The organism is Brevundimonas olei (assembly GCF_037055245.1).
GTDB classification, from domain to species: Bacteria; Pseudomonadota; Alphaproteobacteria; order Caulobacterales; family Caulobacteraceae; genus Brevundimonas; species Brevundimonas olei.
Window position 1 is genome coordinate 2,876,328 of record NZ_CP146369.1, and the last position, 21,103, is coordinate 2,897,430.

General features: G+C 64.9%; 18 protein-coding genes. 10 read left to right on the forward strand and 8 right to left on the reverse strand.

Going from position 1 to position 21,103, the window contains the following annotated elements; all coding sequences use genetic code 11:
• Positions 1–184: 184 nt before the first annotated feature.
• The 3 genes from V8J38_RS14040 to V8J38_RS14050 form a co-directional block, all read right to left on the reverse strand.
• Positions 185–1,885, reverse strand: coding sequence for a hypothetical protein (locus V8J38_RS14040; RefSeq protein ID WP_338576507.1), 1,701 nt, complete (start codon positions 1,883–1,885; stop codon positions 185–187).
• Between the two features lie 751 nt (positions 1,886–2,636).
• The gene (locus V8J38_RS14045) at positions 2,637–3,152 is read right to left on the reverse strand and encodes a hypothetical protein (protein WP_338576509.1); all 516 of its coding nucleotides are present in this window, start codon (positions 3,150–3,152) and stop codon (positions 2,637–2,639) included.
• A 211-nt stretch (positions 3,153–3,363) separates the two neighbouring features.
• Positions 3,364–3,915 (reverse strand): hypothetical protein, encoded by a 552-nt coding sequence (locus V8J38_RS14050; protein ID WP_338576510.1) that lies wholly within the window; start codon positions 3,913–3,915, stop codon positions 3,364–3,366.
• 465 nt (positions 3,916–4,380) lie between these two features.
• On the opposite strand from V8J38_RS14050, the gene V8J38_RS14055 reads away from it, so the two are divergent.
• Both V8J38_RS14055 and V8J38_RS14060 read left to right on the forward strand, forming a co-directional pair.
• On the forward strand, positions 4,381–6,351 hold the full coding sequence (locus V8J38_RS14055) for a hypothetical protein (RefSeq protein WP_338576511.1): 1,971 nt from the start codon (positions 4,381–4,383) through the stop codon (positions 6,349–6,351).
• A gap of 142 nt (positions 6,352–6,493) precedes the next feature.
• Positions 6,494–7,111 carry a hypothetical protein gene (locus tag V8J38_RS14060; protein WP_338576513.1) on the forward strand — a complete coding sequence of 206 codons (618 nt, stop codon included), beginning with the start codon at positions 6,494–6,496 and terminating at the stop codon, positions 7,109–7,111.
• 150 nt (positions 7,112–7,261) lie between these two features.
• Here V8J38_RS14060 and V8J38_RS14065 read toward each other — a convergent pair whose 3' ends face one another.
• Positions 7,262–7,534, reverse strand: coding sequence for a hypothetical protein (locus tag V8J38_RS14065; RefSeq protein ID WP_338576515.1), 273 nt, complete (start codon positions 7,532–7,534; stop codon positions 7,262–7,264).
• Positions 7,535–7,753: 219 nt separating this feature from the next.
• Here V8J38_RS14065 and V8J38_RS14070 point away from each other — a divergent pair, with 219 nt between their 5' ends.
• The 8 genes from V8J38_RS14070 (at position 7,754) to V8J38_RS14105 (ending at position 15,639) form a co-directional block, all read left to right on the forward strand.
• Complete coding sequence (locus V8J38_RS14070; protein WP_338576517.1) at positions 7,754–8,506, forward strand: hypothetical protein; 753 nt, start codon at positions 7,754–7,756, stop codon at positions 8,504–8,506.
• An 18-nt stretch (positions 8,507–8,524) separates the two neighbouring features.
• Positions 8,525–9,022 carry a GAF domain-containing protein gene (locus V8J38_RS14075; protein ID WP_338576519.1) on the forward strand — a complete coding sequence of 166 codons (498 nt, stop codon included), beginning with the start codon at positions 8,525–8,527 and terminating at the stop codon, positions 9,020–9,022.
• 259 nt (positions 9,023–9,281) lie between these two features.
• The gene (locus tag V8J38_RS14080) at positions 9,282–10,175 is read left to right on the forward strand and encodes an ROK family protein (protein ID WP_338576521.1); all 894 of its coding nucleotides are present in this window, start codon (positions 9,282–9,284) and stop codon (positions 10,173–10,175) included.
• Between the two features lie 63 nt (positions 10,176–10,238).
• Positions 10,239–10,916 (forward strand): SDR family NAD(P)-dependent oxidoreductase, encoded by a 678-nt coding sequence (locus V8J38_RS14085; protein WP_338576523.1) that lies wholly within the window; start codon positions 10,239–10,241, stop codon positions 10,914–10,916.
• Entirely contained in the window at positions 10,916–11,734 is an 819-nt protein-coding gene (locus tag V8J38_RS14090; protein WP_338576525.1) for a CoA ester lyase, read from the forward strand. Before V8J38_RS14085 ends, V8J38_RS14090 begins: the two co-directional genes overlap by 1 nt.
• Before the next feature lie 181 nt (positions 11,735–11,915).
• Positions 11,916–13,979 carry a capsular polysaccharide biosynthesis protein gene (locus V8J38_RS14095; protein ID WP_338576527.1) on the forward strand — a complete coding sequence of 688 codons (2,064 nt, stop codon included), beginning with the start codon at positions 11,916–11,918 and terminating at the stop codon, positions 13,977–13,979.
• Positions 13,980–14,128: 149 nt separating this feature from the next.
• Positions 14,129–15,274 (forward strand): beta-ketoacyl-ACP synthase III, encoded by a 1,146-nt coding sequence (locus tag V8J38_RS14100; protein WP_338576528.1) that lies wholly within the window; start codon positions 14,129–14,131, stop codon positions 15,272–15,274.
• Between the two features lie 98 nt (positions 15,275–15,372).
• Positions 15,373–15,639 (forward strand): hypothetical protein, encoded by a 267-nt coding sequence (locus V8J38_RS14105; protein WP_291777814.1) that lies wholly within the window; start codon positions 15,373–15,375, stop codon positions 15,637–15,639.
• 75 nt (positions 15,640–15,714) lie between these two features.
• On the opposite strand, the gene V8J38_RS14110 is transcribed toward V8J38_RS14105, so the two are convergent.
• The 4 genes from V8J38_RS14110 to ctrA all read right to left on the reverse strand — a co-directional run bounded on the left by V8J38_RS14110 (position 15,715) and on the right by ctrA (position 21,049).
• The gene (locus V8J38_RS14110) at positions 15,715–16,242 is read right to left on the reverse strand and encodes a porin family protein (protein WP_291777811.1); all 528 of its coding nucleotides are present in this window, start codon (positions 16,240–16,242) and stop codon (positions 15,715–15,717) included.
• A gap of 212 nt (positions 16,243–16,454) precedes the next feature.
• Entirely contained in the window at positions 16,455–16,988 is a 534-nt protein-coding gene (locus V8J38_RS14115; protein ID WP_338576531.1) for a porin family protein, read from the reverse strand.
• 219 nt (positions 16,989–17,207) lie between these two features.
• A complete protein-coding gene (ppdK, locus tag V8J38_RS14120; RefSeq protein WP_291777805.1) occupies positions 17,208–19,898 on the reverse strand; it encodes a pyruvate, phosphate dikinase in 2,691 nt (896 codons plus the stop codon).
• A gap of 449 nt (positions 19,899–20,347) precedes the next feature.
• Positions 20,348–21,049, reverse strand: coding sequence for a response regulator transcription factor CtrA (ctrA, locus tag V8J38_RS14125; protein WP_003165857.1), 702 nt, complete (start codon positions 21,047–21,049; stop codon positions 20,348–20,350).
• Positions 21,050–21,103 lie beyond the last annotated feature (54 nt).

Genomic DNA, 21,103 nt, shown 5'->3' on the forward strand with positions numbered 1-21,103 from the left:
TAGTTGCGTGCACTATTGTCCTCCACCCTTGAATTCAGGTTGATGAAGACGGCGCGGCGCGCCATTTCCGGCCCGAGGCGCGGATTAATTCCTGTCAACTGCCACAGGAAGTGGTTGGGGCGGGAAATGGTCTTGGACAGCCCCAGGACGCGCCCACCGATCATTTCAGCGGTGGTCGAACGCTTCAGCGTCTCACTACGGTCACATTGTCGAAGAATAGAAACGAGTCGTCACCCAGGGCTGCGGCGACCATGTGCTTTTGCATCTCCTCCTCGTTGCGGGTGTTCGGCGTCGTCGCTGAAGCATGACCGTCGAACAGCCGCTGGGCCGTTTCCGCCAGCAGGGTTCCGCCGACGCCGGGACTGGGCTTAACGATGGCGAACAAGGGCGACGGGCCGTCAAACAGGTCGCGCGCAAACTGCGTAATCAACATCCCAACGGCGTTCGCACGGCTCGCCTTGCTCTCGCCCAGGGCACCGTCATCATCGCCGTCGTCAAACGGGAAATCGCCTACCACGTCCCCGAGGATCAGGTCGCGCGCGGCGACGATCTCCTCCGTCGTCGGGTCCAGCGGAACCACCGGCGGGGTCAGGTCGCCCAAGTCCACCAGCACGTCGCCGAACCACCCATTGCGGTCCAGAATTTCGCCGTCCCGCGCCATCGTAGGCGCCCGGCGGATCGTCGGCGTCACCGGCAGTTCGTCCGGTTCCACGCCATCCAGAACGACGCCGCAAATGTCTGCGTCCGGCATGCGGTGGGTCAGTGGCCCGCCGTCACGGTGCTGGGCGAAGCTGCAAACCTTGAAGAGCGCCGACTGAAACTGACGCGCTGTGAGCGGCTGAAATCCGGCTCGACCGCCATGCCGACGCAGGCCCATAACCTGCCCGAGGTTCACGCTGAACACCGGTTCATTAGCGTTGGCGTTGGCCTTCTCCATGGTCGCCACGATCCCGGCGCGGGCAAGCCGGTGGTCCGGCTCGCCAACGTAAACGAACGTGCGATAGCCCGTCGCCTTGTCCGTCAGCCATCCTTCTTCCGGTCCGTCCCCGGCGGCGCGGCGGCGATCATTCACGTCTCGACGCAACGTCACGATGGAAACGCCGGTAGCGCGCTTCAGCGCGTCCAGAAGCATCTCCCTGTCCACAGCGTTGTCCAGGCAAGCGATCAGCTCCACCACCGGCGCAACGTCCGGGGCCTGATCCTTGGGCGGCAGAGCGTCAATAGCCGCCTTGATGGTTTCGCGCGTCGGGGACGTCTTGGCGGGGGTCTTCTCATCCACCTGCTCCGCAACGCCGAGGTCGCGCCAATCGACCGGCTCGCCGTGGATCACCTCCACCACCGGCTCAGCGCCGGAGCGGCGGCTGGGCACGGCGACCATGGCGGCAGGATCGCGCGCCGCCCTGGTCAAGGCGATGCGTCCGCTGACGGCATATTCCACCGTCTCCAGCACATCGCCCCACAACCTCAGCCCCGCCGCCTGGGTGGACGCGGCTTCGGCGGGCCGGAAAGCCGGAACCAGCGGCACGGCGACCAAGAACGACGACAGGGGACCGTGTCGGACGACCACCGCCGCACCGTCCGCCGTCTGGACGTTCTCAGCGGCGATCTCCACCGACTCGGAGACGTCGAGCCAGCCGCGCACTTCGCCCAGGTAATAGGCGAGGCTGGCCTTGTTGATCTCAGCGCCGCCGTACTGGGCGCGGCCATGCCGCGCCAACCACTTGACTACGGCGTCGCGGTTCAACGTCGTTTCCGTGCATCCGTTCGCCCAGGTCGAAACGATAGCACCAGACCAGCCGGGTCCGTCCGCGCGGGTGCGCCCGGCCGCCGCCATGCGTTCGCGAATGTCGTCAATCGCGACCCCCTCGACCGTAACCACAGCCACGTTGATCTCGCTGACAGCATTCTTTGAGCGGGTTCCGCCGACCAGGGCCGCCGGGACGAAAGCCGGACGGGGGGCCGCCGGAGACTGACGCTCCGCGCTCTCAGTAAGATATACGACAAATTCCGACCAACCCGCGTCGTGCGGGGTCCAAACTGGTGTCTTAATGTGCGGGTGGTTAGACGTGTGATAGTGGATGGCGCTAGAGCGCGCGCGCGATTCCTCGATCCCCGCCGCCGGGGTGCTATAAATCTTAGGCATTGTAAGTCCTAGGCCCGTCACCGTTCTCACCGGTGGCGGGTCTTTGTTTGATGCGATTGATTAAGCGCGCGGGACCGACACGCGCGGGTTGATTAGCTAAGACTAGGGCTAAGACTTACGCGCGCCTCGCCGCCGATGATGGCGGCGCGGATCAGGCGCGACTTACAAGTTCGGGGCGCTCTGCATCACGGGCCGAAGCCTGGGGCGAGCGAGGACGGACCCCTTCTCTCACGCGGCGGGGCGGCGGGGAAGAATTTTCGGCGCGCCGCTGCCCAGATTCCCCTGGGGATTGATGTCGGCGGCTGACTCCCGCGTCAGGTCGCGGCAGCCTGGGCGTCGTCGGCGGGTTCGCCGTCGAACCAGGGCGTCAGCCTGGACGGCTGGAGCGGCCTGGGCGTCGGGATCGCCAGGGGCCGGATCGGCAGGGTTCCGAACTTGAAGGGATGGCGGCGCGATCCCCCTGGAAAGCGACGACTGGGTGGACGAACACATATCAAGCGACCTCCAGTTCGGCATCGTCGCCCAGGGCAATCACAGCGGCGGCGACAATCTGGGTGACGACCTGAACGAGCATTTCACCCGAGTCCTGGCAACCGAGAAGCACGTTGATCGACTCCGCCGTAACCGGCAAGGCGGGGCCGAATCTCAAGGCCTTCCGAGTCCATTTCATGGGCGCGGTGATTGGCTCAAGGCCATGGCGAGCAATTACCAGCGCGCGAGGATGAATTTCGTCTAGCGGACGGTCGTCGTCCGGGTAGTCCAGCCAAACCTCAAAGCCACGACGACCGCTAATGCGCAACGAGTCCATCAGGTGCTTCTCCGTCAACAGCCGGAGCCGGGCTTGCGCGGGCCGGGCTGCTCCGGGGACGTTTTGAGGTCCGAACAGCGGGCCATAACCCGGCGTGAATTGATGGTGAAGAATGAGCACATCCTGTTCCAATTTGGCGGCCAAGCGGGCGACATCGGACGGCTCCGGCTTCGCGAGCGAGCGCTTGTAAGTCGCAATCATCCAAGCGCCTGACGCGCCGCCTCACGGCGAGCCGCCTCCAGTCGCTCCGAAATCCAAAAACTCACCGCGTCTCGCGACCACCGAAGACCGCGAATGCCAATCCTCAGAACCGGTTTGGGCGCGCCCTCCAGGCGGGCAAACGCGGGGGGTGTCAGCCCCAACGGACGGAGGCGTGCAGCCAGTTCACGCGAGGTGATCAATGACAGTTCACTCATTGCGCCGCTCCCTTACGAAAATCGCGAACCCAGCCCGCCGTTACGCCAGAGTTAGCGGCCTCCAGACGGTCGCCGGGCTTCAACGCCTTCAGCTTCGCCCGCGTCGCCAGAGCGGCCGCGTCGGCCTGGGCCGACGCCTCGGACGATTCAAACAGGTGGGGCGCGGACTGGGCGTGACGGGCAAGGGCATCGCTAAGCGCCTCGCCGGAGGCTAGTCGAACGTCACCGTCAAAGGTGATTTCCGGCTGATCGGCCGCGATGACGCGGCGGGCGATGTCAGCGCCCTGGGCGGCGGTAATGTTGGGCGCCGCGCGCAGGACAGCCGCCTTCACCACCGCGCGAAGCACGGCAGGAGAGTAGTTTTCCATTTCCTGGAAGGTCTCATCGGCATCACCGCCCAAAAAGCGAAGCCTGTTGAATAAACGAAACCGGAGACGACAACTCGAAAAGTCGAGGGGGCGTTGCCGCTCCAGCCACACCAAAAGGAACCCCTCTTGATGCAATAATCCTATAGACGAAAAACTCGACAAAGTCAAGAACTTCGACATTACGCGACCAAACGACTAAACGAATTACAGAGCAAATTCAATAAACACTAATATTTACGTTAGATGGAGTCACCCACTGACCTTATAGATTGACCAGAGGGAAGACATTCGCCGCCATCTTCTGTCGCTCACTGATAACGACACCATGCCCCTGTCGAGCGGCAGAGGCCCGCATAACTCTAGAAGACGCCGTTCTGTCCGGGTGCCTCGACCGCCTTGCAGGAGCCAGCAGCCCCAACCGTCGGCAGCCTTGAGGGTGCAATCTGTGACGACCACCTCTCCCGCTTCCCCGCCACCGACAGCGTTGCCAGCGGACGAACGATACCGAGCACCCAGAATCAATCTGGCGCTTGCATCGCCCAGACCCGTAGCGCGGGCGATGCTAGGAGCGGAATTTAGTTTTGCAGCAGCGTTGCACTGGCTCAATGTCACGCTTAGCGAGAACCATTGCTCCAGGACACCTCCATGACCTTCACGCCGTTCGACCCCCTAGCCGCAAAAAATACGCAGGTTAATGAAGCCGCCCTCGGTGCTCTCACGCGCGAGATTTCAAACATACTCAGCTCGTACGTCGGATGGTTCGACCCCTTTGCGGAACTGATTCAGAACGCGCTGGACTCCGTGGAAGCCCGCTCGGTTCTAGAGACATCCGCAGGCAGCCAGGCGGGGTACCAGCCCGCAATCAAGGTGATTGTCGATCTGGATGACAATGCACTGACGGTTAGCGACAACGGGGTTGGGCTCGATCAGGAGAAGTTCCAGCAGTTCTTGGCTCCGAACTTCTCATTCAAGACAGGGATGACCAGAGGCCATAAGGGCGTCGGCGCGACCTTCGTGGCATACGGCTTCAACTATCTGCGAGTCACCACACGAAGCCCAGGTTTTGCTGCATCCGGCCGGATCATCGGAGCCCGCTCTTGGCTGAACAGCAGCTCACATGGAACAAACCCGAAAGTCGAACCTGACGAGACACCACTAGCCGACGACGAGTTCCCCAACACTGACCGAGGGGTATCGATAACCGTACGGTTTGACGACAATACACACCCGCGCCAACTCGACTGGATCAAAGCCAGCACCGCAGAGACTTGGCATAAAATCCTTTCGTTGAAGACAGGGCTGGGGTCGATCACGGAAGATAAGCATATTTCTGTGAGCATCGTCGTCGTCTCAGGAGGAAATACAGACCGGCTAGACCTGTCCGGCACCAGCTATTTCTGGCTCCATCGATCCTCCGCCAAATCAGCGACCGTGCGAGATTTGGAACAAAAAAGCAGAGAGATATTCGAGAAATTTGGCCCCGGCAGGACGCTTCCTGACAAATTCAGAAACCTCGACTTTATCTATGATACGTGGACGACGGAAGAGCTGGCTCAGATAATGGGCAGCTCTCTGGATGAAGAAGAATCCAGCGTCATGAAAAAACACACGCCTACCGTCAGCGTTGAGTACGGGTACACAGCGAAACTGTGGTCTGGATTCAATGAAGGGCTAAAAATTAGAGCTGGATACCGGGTTCTGACAGCAGGAATTCAGCTTGCGGCAAACAACATGCCGCAGGGTGAAGTGATCACTATCCCACTAAACCGAAACATCGGCCGACAGAACCAGATTCACTTTCTCATACACTTCAACAACTACTCACCTGATCTCGGACGAAAGGGATTTCATAGGGAGCTGACTGACTTTGCGAAAACAGTTTCGCGACATATATCCGAATCTGTTCTACCGAAGTACAGAACCTCGTTAAAGGCTAACACAGGGGTTTCGCCTGACCTTGTCCGAGAACTGAAGATTGGCGAATGGAAAGCCGAGATGCAGAAACACGAGGAAAGTTCCCCATTAGTTCTCGCTAGCGAACACTTCTTCAAGCCGACCGAGCGAGTATCCATCACGTCCGCCCCCACTCGTGAACAAGACGTCATTGCTCTATTTAACCAACTAATCGCGGGAGGCGTGATACGTGGATTGAGCATCATGTCCACAAACGAGCGATTTACCTATGACAGCCTGTACCGCATCGCCTTCGACCTCGACACATCTCTGTATGTACACGACGCCGTCACAAACCCCCTCGGCGTACCCCAAGGCACCGCAGAGGTGCTCAGCGGAAAAGTCACCGAGCCGAGAATTCTCGAATATAAGTTCTCACTCGATGGATTTATCGAAGATATAGATACGCATGATAAAAACATCAAGGACGTCGATCTGTGTATCGTTTGGGAGACTGGATCGGGCTATAAAGAGCGCTACGGCATAACTTCTCTTCTAGTGCCAGAAAATGTGGACCAGCGGCAGTACCACGGCGTAACGCATACGTTAACGGACCTGGAATCTGGGGCTCGCCTGTGTGATCTGATCGTGCTGGAAGAACTAATTTCGACCCTGAACGATCCCTCTTCTCAAGAAGATGCTCAACGCTCGAAGTATGAATAGCGGGCCACCCTGACATTCGACGTAGCGCCCCCATCGGTACCGGCTCTCATACCGAGCGACGATTGGGGACCACTTTCGTCGATGGTCTGAGAACCTGGAAAGTGAGCCCATGTCGAGATCGTACCCTGACGGCATGTTGCCCATGGTGACGAATGAAGAACTGGGGCAGCGACGCCCCGCCCATCTCGCGCTGGGTATGCTGGCCGTTAACCAGTACACAATGGTCGAAACGCAGGTTTCGGTTCTGCTGACTGACATGGCGAGCGCTGATCCGCTGCCCATCGCAGCGGTATACGGCGAGCTTCGCCAGGGACACATCCAGGCGAAGGCTTTGCGAGCGGTGGCTAAGGTCGTGCTGGTGCAGGATGACCTTGATCTACTGACCCGCCTGATGAAGGTCATTAAGTCGGCATCTGATGGTCGTGACCAGTTGGCCCACCGCATGTGGATGTACGACGATCAGCTTCCGCTAGACGTCATCCTCGTCGATCCGGCGGTGGTTTGGACGACCAGCCACCTGAGCCGGATCGCCGGAGGGCCAGGGCCTGTTCAAATGGAAGATGCGGAAGGCATTCAAAGGACACTAGCCGAGGGTTGTCGCATCTGGTCGATGCAGGAACTTGAGGCTCTTCGGATTCAGGCAGTCCGCTGTGTTGTCGGGCTTCAGGCTTTCAGTTTGATGCTTAAGGCGGGCACCCCTGAAGTGCGTGCAGGCGAGAGACAGAAAGTCGTCAACATCCTAGTGATGGCCGGGAGCTAGCTGGGGCAACAACGGGGTAACAACAACCCGCTAAACACAACATAACCTATTGATTTATCTACTCCCTGCAAAACTGGCAGAAGAGTCCCTCCGGGCCTACCATCAGATTTTCATGCGCGGCCGACCGCGCCGAAATCCTTGCGGCCGCCCTCAGCCCCGCCGGGTGTAGCGGATCGTCGCGCCCTTGAAGAAGATGCCAGCGCAGACGACACCCTCGACCTTTCGGCCGCTGGGTCCAGTCGCCTTGAACTTGGTTCTCAGGGTGTCGTCCTCGCTGCATCCGAACCAGTCGTAGCTGCCCACCTCGACGTCGGTGTAACCGGCGTCCAGCAGCACTTCACGGGACTGGGCCGGAGCGGTGCAGCCGGACAGCGCGCCAGACAGGACGAGCGCCACGGCGGCGATAATCGTTGTGCGTTTCATGACATAGCCTCTGTGTCGACAGCACTCTTCACAGGTCATCCGCCCTGCCGACCGCCCTCAAGCCGAGCCTTTATATCGTGCGCCTGTAAGCGCCAATGCCAAGGTTGGAACGCCCAGCGATCAGAAGGCTTTTCACGCTCCGCCTTCTTCTGCGATCCTTCGCCATCCAATAGCGCCACCTTCCCTTCGCCCCGCCGTCAGACGCCGAGACCTTCTTCCATGTTCCTTCTGCTCGCCGCCTTTCTGGCAGCCGCTGCCCCGTCGCCCGATTTCGAGACGCTGGAGCCCGTCCCGGCGGCGACGCAGGGCGAGGCCATCCCCGCCTGCACCGCCGATCGCCGCTGGTGCGCCCTGATCGAGACGGACGAGACCCAGGAACGTCAGGTGCTGCGCCTGTATGACGGAACGCCGGACGGCCGTGCGCCCGCGGCCTCCCACCTCATCGATAACGGGGCCTCCGAAGGCTTCTGGAAGCCCGGCGTCATTCTGCGCCGCGCCGGAAGCGACGACGTCATCCTCGGCGCCGACATGGAACTGCAGGCCATGTATTCGGGCGGCGGCGGGATGTCCTCCTACCGGACCCTGGTGCGGTTCACGCCCGGCGAGACGCCGCAGGAAATCCTGACCGTCCCGATGTCCGGCTCGCTGATGATCCGCGCCTGCTTCGGCGAAGAGGACATGAAACAGCGCGCCGGCGCCTGCCATGACGAATATGAGTTCGCCGCCGAGCTGAAGGCCGAGGGCGACGCCTTCCCGCCGCGCCTGACCTACGCCTCGACCGCCGCCACCTTCCCCGGCCGGGTGTCGCGAGACGAGGACTCCCTGGCCAAGCCGCCGCTGAAGCCCGAGGATCTGGTCAAGGCCGTAGACGCCGAATGCACGGTGCAGCGCGTCTTCACTTTCGATCGGGCCGCAAAGGCCTATGTTGCAGACGCGCCCCTGCCCGATTGCAGCGCCTACACCGTTCCCTAGTTTCTCCGAGCCCGCCCGATGTCCTATGTCGCCCGTGACGACCGCCCCGCCGACAAGGCCGAACGCTACGCCGAGGTCGAGGCCGAAATCCTGGCCGTGCTGGACAGCGAGCCGAACCTGGCGGCGCGCATGGCCACCGTGGCCTCCATGCTGGCGGACGCCTTCCCCGCCTTCTTCTGGACCGGCTTCTACGTCGTGGACGCGGCCAGGGGCGATGAACTGGTGGTCGGCCCCTATCAGGGCACTCTGGGCTGCCTGCGCATCCCGTTCGGGCGCGGCGTCTGCGGCGCGGCGGCGAAGACGCGCCAGACCCAGGTGGTCGAGGACGTCGACGCCTTCCCCGGCCACATCGCCTGCGACAGCCGCTCGGCCAGCGAGATCGTGGTTCCCGTGCTGGACGCCTCGGGCGCCCTGATCGCGGTGCTGGACGTGGACGCCACGCAGAAGGCCGCCTTCGACGCCGTGGACGCCGAGGCGCTGGAGCGGCTGATGGCCAGGGTGTTCGGCGCGGGGTGAAGCGCGCCTCGTTCACCTCCGCTCCTCGACTACTCCGCCCTCCGCCTTCCGTCCCCTGCCGTCATCCTCGGGCTTGACCCGAGGATCCAGCGTGGTGCGGACGGCCGGTTGAGGATGATGCGCCGCCATCGCGTCTCTCACGGGCGAGGTTCAGGGCGCGGACAGCTGGATCCTCGGGTCAAGCCCGAGGATGACGGCGGAGGGGTCAGGAGCGGGTTCCCCACACGACGCCTGCCCCCGCCCGTGCTACCTCCCAACCATGCGGATCGGAATCGACTTCGGCGGCACCAAGATCGAGGCGGCGGCGCTGGACGCGGCGGGCGCCTTCGCGGCGCGAATCCGCCAGCCGAACCCCGGAAGCTATGACGCCGCCATCCGCCTGGTCGCCGATCTGGTCGCGCGGGTGGAGGCCGAAGCAGGCCCTGCGCAATCGGTCGGTCTGGCCATTCCCGGATCGCCCTCGCCGCGCACCGGCCTGATCCGCAACGCCAACTCCACCTATCTGAACGGCGCCCGCTTCGGCGCTGATCTGCAGGCCGCGCTAGGCCGCCCGGTTCGGCTGGCCAACGACGCCAACTGTCTGGCCCTGTCCGAGGCCGCCGACGGCGCAGGCGCGGACGCGGCCATCCTGTTCGGCGTCATCCTGGGCACCGGCTGCGGCGGCGGCCTGATCATCGACGGTCGGCTGGTCGACGGCGCGCACGCCGTCGCCGCCGAGATCGGCCACATCTCCCTGCCCTGGCCCTCGGCCGAAGAGGCGCCCGGCCCCGCCTGCTGGTGCGGCCTGCGGGGCTGCCTCGAGACCTGGATCTCCGGAACCGGCTTCCAGCGCGACCACAGGGAGACCACGGGCCGAAACTGGACGGCCCAGGCCGTCATCGAGGCGGCGCGCGCGGGCGACGCCGGCGCGACTGACGCCCTGGATCGCTACATCGACCGGCTGGGCCGAGCCTTGGCCATGGTCGTCAATCTGGCCGACCCGGAGGTCTTCGTGCTGGGCGGCGGCATGTCGAACGTGGGCGAGCTTTACGACCGCCTGCCCGCCGTCGTGGCGCGCCATGTCTTCTCCGACCACTGGGAGGGGCGGATCGTCCCGGCGACGTGGGGCGATTCCTCGGGCGTGCGCGGCGCCGCGCGTCTGTGGGACGCCTGATCCCCGATTGATCACGGCGCGCGCCCCGCTATGGTCCGCGCCGAACCGACAGGAGCAGGAAGCATGAGCCAGAGAGTCGTCGCGATCACCGGCGGATACGGCGCCCTTGGCCGGGCGGTCGTCGAGGCGGCGCAGGCGCGCGGCCTGTCGGTCGCCGTCATCGGCCGCACCCCGCCGCGCGCGCCGAACCCCGACGTCTTCGAGATCAACGGCGTCGACCTGACCGACCCGGCTCAGGCCAAGACCGCAATCGAGTCCGTCGTCGCCCATTTCGGCCGTCTGGACGCCCTGCTGAACATCGCCGGCGGCTTCGTCTGGAGCCCGGTCGAAGGCGACGGCGACGCGTTCGATCGGATGCACGCCCTCAACGTCAAGACGACGCTGAACGCCAGCCGCGCCGCCCTGCTTCATCTGAAAGCCTCGCCTGAGGGCCGTATCGTCAACATCGGCGCCAATGGCGCAATCAAGGCCGGGCACGGCATGGGCGCCTACGCCGCCTCCAAGGCCGGGGTCCACCGCCTGACCGAGGCTCTGGCCGAGGAGCTGAAGTCGACCCCGGTGACGGTCAACGCCGTCCTGCCCTCCATCATCGACACTGCGGCCAACCGCGCCGACATGCCCGACGCCGATCCGTCGAAATGGGTCGCGCCCGCCGATCTGGCCGCCGTCATCCTGTTCCTGGCCTCGCCCGAAGCGCGGGCGGTCACGGGCGCCCTGATCCCCGTCACGGGCAGGGTCTGATGCGCGCGCGCAGCGTCCTCTACCTGCCCGCCTCGACCGCCCGGGCGGTCGAGAAGGCCCGCACCCTGCCCTGCGACGTGGCGGTGCTGGACCTGGAGGACGCCGTCGCGCCCGAGATGAAGCTTGAGGCCCGCGCTGCCGCCGTCGCGGCGGCGCACGAGGGCGGCTTCGGCCCGCGTCTCGGCGTGCGGATCAACGGGCTGGACACGCCGTGGGGCGCCGACGACCTGAAGGCGCTGCAGGCCGCCCCGGTCGAGTTGATCGTCGCGCCCAAGGTCGAGAGCGCGGCCATGGTCCACGCCCTGTCGGCGGCGCTGCGCCCCGGCGTCGATCTGTGGGCCATGATCGAGACGCCGCGCGCGCTGGTGGAGTTGCGCGACATCGCCGAAGCGGACGGGGCCTTGAGCGGCCTGATGCTGGGCGTGAACGATCTGGCCAAGGACCTGAAGACCGGCCCCACGCCCGACCGGGAGCCGCTGAAGCCGTGGCTGGCGGCGGTCGTGGCCCATGGGCGCGCCAACGGCCTGAGCGTCATCGACGGGGTGTTCAACCGCATCAAGGACGAGGCCGGGTTCGCCGCCGAGTGCGCACAGGGGCGGCTGTATGGCTTCGACGGCAAGAGCCTGATCCATCCCTCGCAGATCGAGGGCGCGAACGCGGCGTTCGGCCCCTCAGCCGATGAAGTCGAATGGGCGCGCAAGGTCGTCGCCGCCTTCGCCGCGCCCGAGGCCGCCGGGCTGGGCGTCATCCGCGTCGAGGGCGAGATGGTGGAGCGACTGCACCTCCACGCCGCCCAAAACCTGTTGGCGGAGCTCTGATTTTCCGCTCATCCCGACGGAAGCCGGGACCCAGTGCTTTGGCTTCAAACGCCTAGGTTCTATCTAGCGCTCCCCTTATGGCCGGATGCAGAGCGCGTGGCTCTCACTGGGTCCCGGCTTCCGCCGAGATGAGCGGTCATGGGGGTGGCGCCCTGACTCTACAAACCGTAGACACCATCCAATGACCGCACCGCTTCCGCCCCTGTCGAAAACCCGCGCCTGGGTCTGTGCGCCGGGGGTGTTGAAGGTTCCCTTCCTGTCCGCCTTCCTGCCCGATTACGACCTGTCGGCCCTGCCCGGATCGTCAATCGAGGTCGTCCTCGGCTGGGGCATGAAGCCGACGGCGGAAGCGGGCCGACGCTGGGCGGCGACGCACGGCAAACCCTATGTGGCGCTGGAAGACGGCTTCCTGCGCTCGGTCGGCATCGGCGAGAGCGGGGCGAGCAGCCTCAGCCTGATCGTCGACGATCTGGGCGTCTATTACGACGCCACCCGGCCCAGTCGGCTGGAGCAGCTGATCCAGACCACACCCGACTGGTGCGACGATGCGATGCGCGGACGGTCGCGTGCGTTGATCGACCGCATCGTCGCCTCGGGCGTGTCCAAGACCAATATGGGCGGGTCGCTGGACCCCGCCCTGCTGAAGCCCGGCCGCCGGGTGCTGATCGTGGACCAGACCTTCGGCGACGCCTCCATCGGCTATGGACTGGCGACCGAGACCAGCTTCTCGGAGATGCTGGCGACCGCCCGGCGCGACGAACCGGACGCCCAGCTGATCGTCAAACGCCACCCCGCCGTGGCCGCAGGGCGCAAGCAGGGCTGCATCCCGGCGGACCAGCTTCAGGGCGTCACCCTGATCGATACGGACGTGCGGCCCGCCGACCTGCTGGCGGCGGTGGACGCGGTCTATGTCGTGACTTCGGCGCTGGGATTCGAGGCGCTGTTGAGGGGCCTGCCGGTGCGATGCTTCGGCGCGCCCTTCTATTCCGGTTGGGGCCTGACCACGGACGCGGTCCAGACCGGACGGCGCGGCGTACCGCGCGATCTGGAACAGGTCGCGGCGGCGGCGCTGATCGCCTACACCCGCTACGTCGATCCCGTCACCGGCCAGCGGTGCGAGGCCGAGCAGGCGCTAGAGCGGCTGATCGCGCTTCGCGACCGGGCCGACCGGCTGGCGGGCGACTGGGCCGCCGTCGGCTTCGCCCCGGCCAAGCGGCCGCCGGTGCGCCGCCTGCTGAACTCGCCCAAGGGCCGCGTCCGCTACTTCTGGCGCTCCTCCGCCGCCGTCGCCCATGCGCGGGCGACGGGCGGCAAGCTGATCTGGTGGGCCGGCAAGGAGACGCCGCAGATCCGCGCCGCCGCCGACGCCTTTGAAGGCCCTGTCGTGCGCATGGAGGACGGCTTCATCCGCTCGCGCGGCCTGGGCTCCGACTTCTTCGGCGCCCTGTCGGTCGCGCTTGATGACCAAGGCGTCTATTACGACCCGACCCGGCCCAGCCGTCTGGAGAGCCTGATCGAGGCGAGCGAGCCGTCGCCCGATCAGGCCGCGCGCGCCGAGGCGCTTCGTGTTCGGGTGGTCGAGGCAGGCCTGTCGAAATACAATCTGAAGGGGGCGGGCGTCCCGGCGCACTGGCCCAAGGACAGGCCGATCCTGCTGGTCGTGGGGCAGGTCGAGAACGACCGTTCGATCCTGATGGGCTGCGGGCCGGACCTGCGCACCAACTCCGGCCTGGTGAAGGCGGCGCGGGCGGATCATCCCGACGCCTTCCTGATCTATCGCAACCACCCGGACGTGACGGCGGGCAACCGCCCCGGCCTGCTGGATCATGCGGCGATGGAGGAGGTCGACGCCTCGGCCGACGATCTGGACATCGTGGACTGTCTGAACGCCTGCGACCGATTGGCGACCCTGACCTCCCTGACCGGATTCGAGGCCCTGATGCGAGGCAAGCCGGTCAGCGTCTATGGTCGCCCCTTCTATGCGGGCTGGGGCCTGACCGACGATCAGCTGACGTTCGAGCGCCGCACCCGTCGCGCCAGCCTGCAAAGCATCATCCACGCCGCCCTGATCGGCTATCCGGTCTATGTCACGCCGGACGGCTGGCCCTGCGAGGCCGAGAACCTGGTCGAGGCCCTGATCGCCGCGCGCGACCATCCCCTGCCCGCCCCGCCGCGCGGCCGCATCAATCGCTGGTGGAGAGGCATAAAGGCCAGTCTCGACCGCAGCCTTCCCCCGGCCTATTGAGGAGGTTCGTCATCGCAACGGACTGAGTCCGGCCCGCGAGGCGCCCGAACTTCGCCGCGAGGCGCCGACATAAAGCTTGTCGAGCGCCGGGGACTCCATGTTCCCTCATGCAGCGAGGAGCCGCGCGCCGAGCGTCAGGGAACCATACAGTGAAAAAAGCCGTCATCTCCGCAACCGGCCTGTTCACCCCGGAACAGTCGATCTCGAACGAGGAGTTGGTCGGCGCCTACAACGCCTGGGCCGAGGGCTGGAACGCCGCCAACGCCGAGGCCATCGCCGCCGGCGAACTGGAGGCCAAGACGCCCTCGTCCGAAGCCTTCATCGAAAAGGCCTCGGGCATCAAGGCGCGCTTCGTCATGGACAAGGCGGGGATCATCGACCCCGAGCGAATGCTGCCGCACCTGCCCGCGCGCGGCGACGACGAACTGTCGATCCTGGCCGAGATGGCGGTCAAGGCCGCTGAGGACGCCATCCGGGCCTGGGGCAAGCCGGTCAGCGAGATCGGCGCCGTCATCTGCGCCGCGTCGAACATGCAGCGCCCCTACCCCGCCATGGCCATCGAGGTGCAGCAGGCGCTGGGGATCGAGGGCTTCGCCTTCGACATGAACGTGGCCTGTTCCTCCGCCACCTTCGGCATCAAGACGGCGGCGGATTTCGTGGCCTCGGGGTCGGTCAAGGCCGTGCTGATGGTCAACCCCGAAATCTGCTCGGCGCACCTGAACTTCAAGGATCGCGACAGCCACTTCATCTTCGGCGACGTCGCCACGGCCGTCATCATCGAGGCCGAGGATCAGGCCGGACCGGGCGGCTGGGATATTCTGGGCACGAAGCTTCAGACCAGCTTCTCCAACAACATCCGCAACAATTTCGGCTTCCTGAACCGCGCCGCCCTGCCGACCGGCGCCAACGAGCCGGTGTCTTCGGACGGCCTGACTGACAAGATGTTCGTCCAGCAGGGCCGCAAGGTGTTCAAGGAGGTGGTGCCGATGGTCTCGACCATGATCCTGGACCACGCCGCCGAGCTGAAGCTGGACACGCACGGGCTCAAGCGCCTGTGGCTGCACCAGGCCAACATCAACATGAACACCCTGATCGGCAAGAAGGTGCTGGGCCGCGACCCAGCGCCGAGCGAGAACGTCATCATCCTGGACGACTACGCCAACACCTCCTCGGCCGGATCGATCATCGCCTTCCACCTGCACCACGACGGCTTCGCGCCGGGCGATACGGGTCTGATCTGCAGCTTCGGCGCAGGTTATTCGGCGGGCACGGTTTTTGTGCAAAAGCGCCCCTGATCGCCCCGAATAGGAATCAATATTTCCAGCGCCGCTTGCACTGTTCGGAAAATTTTGCAAACCGTTACGCGTCGAGAAACAGGGGGGACGACGCCCGAATGACTCAGACAGCTTTGCCCTGGGCTGAAAAACTCAGTGATCCGCTGGCGCACGACGTGGCGACGGTGCTGCAGCGCATGGGCGGTTCGGCCCATCAGGATATGGTGATCAACTGCGTCGCGGCGCTGAAACGCCAACGCGGCGAGTCGGTGACTCAAGACCTCAAGATGAAGATCATCGAGGTGTTCGAACGCTATCGCGACTTCTTCATCCGCCCCTTCGGCGAGGGCTCCTTGCGCTGGGCCCTGGCGCCGGGCGTCGCCTGACCGCCTCAAAAATCGACCAACGAAAAAGGCCCGCTCCGACTGGAGCGGGCCTTCGTCATTTCAGACCATCCGCGCTTAGAAGCGGCGGATGTAGCTGACCGAATAGGCGTCAGCCTCGCCGCGGTCGTCGCGGAAGTCGCGGCGGGTCCAGTCGGCGCGGACGCCGTTGACGCCGTCCAGGTAGTAGTTGGCGCCGACGCCGTAGTTCCAGCTGTCGCCGCCGACCTTGCTCTCGGCGCCGGCCAGCTCCTGCTTCAGCTCCGTATGGCCGTAGCCGCCGCGGGCGAACAGCTCCAGCTTGTCGCCGACGGGATACTTGCCGACGACATAGCCGGCGGCGTCCCACTCGTGCTTGATCTGACCGTCGACGCCGGCGACGGTGATGTCCTTGTCCTTGACCCCCACGCCGACCTCGGTCTCCACGGCCAGGTAGCGGTTCAGGTTGACGCCCAGGCGGCCGGACACGGCGCCGGTCTGGGCCGCATCGCCTTCCATGTGCGTGTAACCCAGCGAACCATAACCGCGCGACTCGGGATTCGATTGAGCAAACGCCGGAGCGGCGAGAACAGACATAGCGGCAGCGGCGAGAAGAACGTTACGCATTATTTCATACTCCTTAGATGATGTGACTTCTTTGATCACATGCCCCATCCAACGAAGCTTAAATGGTTGCGCCTGCATCCCCGTTCCATAGGCGCATCAACCACGAACGACGAAAGTTACGCGAAAGACACATACGCCGTTACCTAAATGGCGCAAAAAGAAAGGGCGCGCCCCGCCGGGGAGCGCGCCCAACCGATCCGCCGGGAATCGGATCAGAAACGACGGACGTAGTTGACCGAGTAGACGTCCACTTCGCCGCCGTCGTCGGTGAAGTCGCGACGGGTCCAGTCGCCGCGCAGGCCGTTCTGGCCGTCGAAGTAGTAGTTGGCGCCGACGCCGTAGTTCCAGCTTTCGCCGTCGGCCTTGCGCTCGACCCCGGCCAGCTCGGCCTTCATCTGGGTGGTGCCGTAGCCGCCGCGCGCGAACAGTTCGAAATTGGGCGTGACCGGAAACGTGCCGACCGCATAGGCGGCCAGGTCATAGTCGTGCTCGATCTTGCCCTGGGCCCCAGCGATGGTGAAGTCGTCGTCCTTCACCCCGATCGAGCCTTCGCCCTCGACGCCGAAATAGGGGTTGAACTTGGCCCCCAGGCGGCCGGTGACGGCGCCCAGGTTTCCATCCGAATGGTCTAGCTGCGAATAACCGAGCGTGCCGTAGTAGGTGGGACCGCCCGGCTGCACGACCTGGGCCGCAGCGGGAAGGGCGAATACAGAAAGGGCGGCGGCGGCGAGAATAACGTTACGCATGAGCTTCAATCACTCCTTATTGCGATGAGCAGGACCGGCCTGACCACCTTGCGGAGAAACAAATCTCAAGCGCCCATAGCCGTTCCCTGTGCTTGAACGAGGGAGCGAGAACTGTGCGGGAGAAGGCACACACCGCGTTCCGTCAAGGGCGACCATTTCAGGGCATGAAAAAGGCGACCCTTTCGGGTCGCCCTTCTCTTGTCGACGATTGAAGGGGCCTCAGCGGTCCTTTTCACGTTCCTCGCCCGAGCGCGCGCTCAGGGCGGCCTGGGCCGCCGCCAGACGAGCGATCGGCACGCGGTAGGGCGAGCAGGAGACGTAGTCGAGGCCGACCGTCTCGCAGAAGGCGATGGAGGCGGGATCGCCGCCATGTTCGCCGCAGATGCCCATCTTCATGCCCGGCTTGACCGCACGGCCGCGCTCCTCGGCGATGCGGATCAGATCGCCCACGCCGCTCTGGTCCAGACGGACGAAGGGGTCGTTCTCGAAGATGCCCTTGTCCAGATAGGCCTGCAGGAAGTGGCCGGAATCGTCGCGGCTGATGCCGAAGGTCGTCTGCGTCAGGTCGTTGGTGCCGAAGCTGAAGAACTCGGCGTGCTCGGCCAGGTCGGCGGCGCGCAGGGCGGCGCGCGGCAGTTCGACCATGGTGCCGACCAGGTAGTCCACGCTGTCGCCGGCGTCCGCGAAGACGGCCTTGGCCGTGCGGTCGGTCAGCTCGCGCAGATACTTCATCTCCAGACCCAGGGCGACCAGCGGGTGCATGATCTCCGGGATCGGGGCGACGCCCGACGACGCCTTCACCTGCAGCGCCGCCTCGAGGATGGCGCGGACCTGCATCTCGTAGATTTCCGGATAGGCCACGCCCAGGCGGCAGCCGCGGTGGCCCAGCATGGGGTTGGTCTCATGCAGTTCGCGGGCGCGGCGCTTCAGCTTGGCCGCGTCCAGGCCTTGCGTCGCCGCCAGGGCGTCGATGTCGGCGTCGGTGTGCGGAATGAACTCGTGCAGCGGCGGGTCCAGCAGGCGCACCGTCACCGGCAGGCCGCTCATGATGGTGAACAGCTCGACGAAGTCGGCCTTCTGGAACGGGGCGATCTTGGCCAGAGCCACGCGGCGGCCCGCCTCGTCGTCGGCCAGGATCATCTCGCGCACGGCGGCGATGCGGGCCTCGTCGAAGAACATGTGCTCGGTGCGCGACAGGCCGATGCCCTCGGCGCCGAAGCCGCGCGCGGTCTTGGCGTCCAGCGGCGTCTCGGCGTTGGCGCGAACCTTCAGGCGGCGGATGCCGTCGGCCCAGCCCATCAGGGTCTGGAAGTCGCCCGTCAGTTCCGGCTCGATCATGGGCACGGCGCCGTCCAGCACCTCGCCCTTGCCGCCGTCGATGGTGATGACCTCGCCCGCCTTGAAGGTGCGGCCGCGCGCGGTGAAGGTTCCGGCCTTCTCATTGATAGCGATCTCGCCCGCGCCCGAAACGCAGGGGCGGCCCATGCCGCGCGCCACCACCGCCGCGTGGCTGGTCATGCCGCCGCGCGCCGTGACGATGCCGCGCGCCGCGTGCATGCCGTGGATGTCTTCCGGCGAGGTCTCGTCGCGGACCAGGATGACGGCGTCGCCCTGCTGGCCCAGACGTTCGGCCTCATCGGCGTCGAAGACGATCTTGCCGGTCGCCGCGCCCGGCGAGGCGGGCAGGCCCGCCGCCACCACGGTGCGCGCCGCCTTGGGGTCCAGCGTCGGGTGCAGCAACTGGTCCAGCGCGGCCGGTTCGACGCGGCTGACCGCCTCGTCCTGAGAGATGACGCCCTCGGAGGCCAGGTCCACGGCGATCTTCAGCGCCGACTTGGCCGTGCGCTTGCCGTTGCGGGTCTGCAGCATCCACAGACGGCCCTGCTCGACCGTGAACTCGATATCCTGCATGTCGCGGTAGTGGCTTTCCAGCCGACCCACCACGTCGACGAACTGGGCGAAGACCTCGGGCATAGCCTCTTCCATCGAGGGAGCCGTTTCGCCCATCTCCTCGCGGCCCGCCTTGGTCAGGGACTGCGGCGTGCGGATGCCCGCCACCACGTCCTCGCCCTGGGCGTTGATCAGGAACTCGCCGTACAGCTTGTTCTCGCCCGTCGAGGGGTTGCGGGTGAAGGCGACGCCGGTAGCCGAGGTCTCGCCCATATTGCCGAACACCATCGACTGGACGTTGACGGCCGTGCCCCAGCTTTCAGGGATGTCGTGCATGCGGCGATAGAATTTCGCCCGGTCGTTCATCCAGCTTTCGAACACGGCGCCGACGGCGCCCCACAGCTGGGCCTGAGGATCCTGCGGGAAGGGCTTGCCCAGTTCGCGCTCGACCAGGGCCTTGTAGTCCGCGACCACCTTCTCCCAGTTCTCGGCGGTCAGTTCGGTGTCGACCGAGACGCCCAGACGATCCTTGTGGTCGTCCAGCACCTCTTCGAAATAGTCGTGACCCAGACCCAGCACCACGTTGGAGTACATGGTGATGAAGCGGCGGTAGGAATCGAAGGCGAAGCGGCGGTCGCCCGACAGCTTGGCCAGACCCTCGACCGTCTGGTCGTTCAGGCCCAGGTTCAGCACCGTGTCCATCATGCCCGGCATGGAGGCGCGGGCGCCCGAGCGCACCGACACCAGCAGGGGATTGGCCGCGTCGCCGAAAGTCTTGCCCACCACGCCCTCGACGTGGGCCAGGGCCGCCTTGACCTGATCGGTCAGGTCGGACGGATAGGTTTCCTGGTTGGCGTAATACCAGGTGCAGACCTCGGTGGTGATGGTGAAGCCGGGCGGCACCGGTAGGCCGAGGGACGACATCTCGGCCAGGTTCGCCCCCTTGCCGCCCAGAAGGTTCTTCATCGACGCGTCGCCATCAGCGGATCCGCCGCCGAAGCCGTACACCCACTTGGTCATTTCGTAGTTCCTGAACCGTGGTTTTGCGAGGTTGAGTCCCGCCTTATGCGGGGTTTCACTAGCGCGCTGCACCTGCGAAGGCGAGGCCGAAGGCGTAACAATCCGTGAGGGGATGTATCGTTTGGCGCCCCTGCCCTGCCCTCACCTCGTCCAAGCCCCGGAGCAGCCAAAGAAAAATGCCAGCTCCATATCAGATGCGGGCCTTGTCCTTTTCATCCCCGCTCATCCCGGCGTCCGCCGGGACCCAGTGAGTAAGCCAAACTGAGGCCTGACAGCGGAGCCCGGAGCCTGAAGCCAAAGCACTGGATCCCGGCGGACGCCGGGATGAGCGGAAATCAGGCATCTGCGCCAACACACAAGGTGAATTCAGCCAAAGGAAAACGCCCGCCGGTTTCCCGGCGGGCGTTTGCATTCCGTGCGTCCTGAGTGGAGGCTCAGGCCGGATCTTTTCAGGCGGCGACGGTGATCGCGCCCTCGGCCGGGTCGCGCAGGACATAGCCGCGGCCCCAGACGGTTTCGATGTAGTGCTTGCCGCCCGCCGCCGTCGCCAGCTTCTTGCGCAGCTTGCAGATGAAGACGTCGATGATCTTCAGCTCCGGCTCGTCCATGCCGCCGTACAGGTGGTTCAGGAACATCTCCTTGGTCAGGGTCGTGCCCTTGCGCAGGGAGAGCAGCTCCAGCATCTGATATTCCTTGCCGGTCAGATGCACGCGGTGGCCGTTCACCTCGACGGTCTTGGCGTCCAGGTTCACCGCGATCTCGCCGGTGTGGATGATGGCCTGGGCGTGGCCCTTGGAGCGGCGGACCACGGCGTGGGTGCGCGCGATCAGTTCGTCCTTGTGGAAGGGCTTGGTCAGATAGTCGTCAGCGCCGCCGCCGAAGGTCTTGACCTTGGTGTCGATCTCATGGCTGCCCGAGAGGATCATCACCGGCGTATTGATCTTGCCGTTGCGCAGCTGACGCAGAACCTCGAGGCCGCTCATGTCCGGCAGGTTCAGGTCCAGCAGAATGAGATCGTAGTCATAGATCTTGCCCAGATCGATGCCTTCCTCACCCAGGTCGGTGGTGTAGACGTTAAACCCTTCCGACTTCAGCATCAGTTCGATGCTTTGAGCCGTCGCGTGGTCGTCTTCGATCAACAGGACGCGCATTCATGCCCCTCCAGGCAAAGCTTGGGATGGCCGCACGTGGCATGCGGCCGGGTA

What these genes read in the sequence shown, in the direction of transcription:
- V8J38_RS14055 (WP_338576511.1), top strand. Translation starts at nt 4,381, where the DNA reads ATGACCTTCACGCCGTTCGACCCCCTAGCCGCAAAAAATACGCAGGTT.
- V8J38_RS14110 (WP_291777811.1), bottom strand. Translation starts at nt 16,242, where the DNA reads ATGCGTAACGTTCTTCTCGCCGCTGCCGCTATGTCTGTTCTCGCCGCT.
- V8J38_RS14050 (WP_338576510.1), bottom strand. Translation starts at nt 3,915, where the DNA reads ATGTCGAAGTTCTTGACTTTGTCGAGTTTTTCGTCTATAGGATTATTG.
- V8J38_RS14085 (WP_338576523.1), top strand. Translation starts at nt 10,239, where the DNA reads ATGAGCCAGAGAGTCGTCGCGATCACCGGCGGATACGGCGCCCTTGGC.
- ppdK (WP_291777805.1), bottom strand. Translation starts at nt 19,898, where the DNA reads ATGACCAAGTGGGTGTACGGCTTCGGCGGCGGATCCGCTGATGGCGAC.
- V8J38_RS14095 (WP_338576527.1), top strand. Translation starts at nt 11,916, where the DNA reads ATGACCGCACCGCTTCCGCCCCTGTCGAAAACCCGCGCCTGGGTCTGT.
- V8J38_RS14105 (WP_291777814.1), top strand. Translation starts at nt 15,373, where the DNA reads ATGACTCAGACAGCTTTGCCCTGGGCTGAAAAACTCAGTGATCCGCTG.
- V8J38_RS14115 (WP_338576531.1), bottom strand. Translation starts at nt 16,988, where the DNA reads ATGCGTAACGTTATTCTCGCCGCCGCCGCCCTTTCTGTATTCGCCCTT.
- V8J38_RS14070 (WP_338576517.1), top strand. Translation starts at nt 7,754, where the DNA reads ATGTTCCTTCTGCTCGCCGCCTTTCTGGCAGCCGCTGCCCCGTCGCCC.
- V8J38_RS14065 (WP_338576515.1), bottom strand. Translation starts at nt 7,534, where the DNA reads ATGAAACGCACAACGATTATCGCCGCCGTGGCGCTCGTCCTGTCTGGC.
- V8J38_RS14075 (WP_338576519.1), top strand. Translation starts at nt 8,525, where the DNA reads ATGTCCTATGTCGCCCGTGACGACCGCCCCGCCGACAAGGCCGAACGC.
- V8J38_RS14045 (WP_338576509.1), bottom strand. Translation starts at nt 3,152, where the DNA reads ATGATTGCGACTTACAAGCGCTCGCTCGCGAAGCCGGAGCCGTCCGAT.
- V8J38_RS14080 (WP_338576521.1), top strand. Translation starts at nt 9,282, where the DNA reads ATGCGGATCGGAATCGACTTCGGCGGCACCAAGATCGAGGCGGCGGCG.
- V8J38_RS14090 (WP_338576525.1), top strand. Translation starts at nt 10,916, where the DNA reads ATGCGCGCGCGCAGCGTCCTCTACCTGCCCGCCTCGACCGCCCGGGCG.
- V8J38_RS14060 (WP_338576513.1), top strand. Translation starts at nt 6,494, where the DNA reads ATGGTGACGAATGAAGAACTGGGGCAGCGACGCCCCGCCCATCTCGCG.
- ctrA (WP_003165857.1), bottom strand. Translation starts at nt 21,049, where the DNA reads ATGCGCGTCCTGTTGATCGAAGACGACCACGCGACGGCTCAAAGCATC.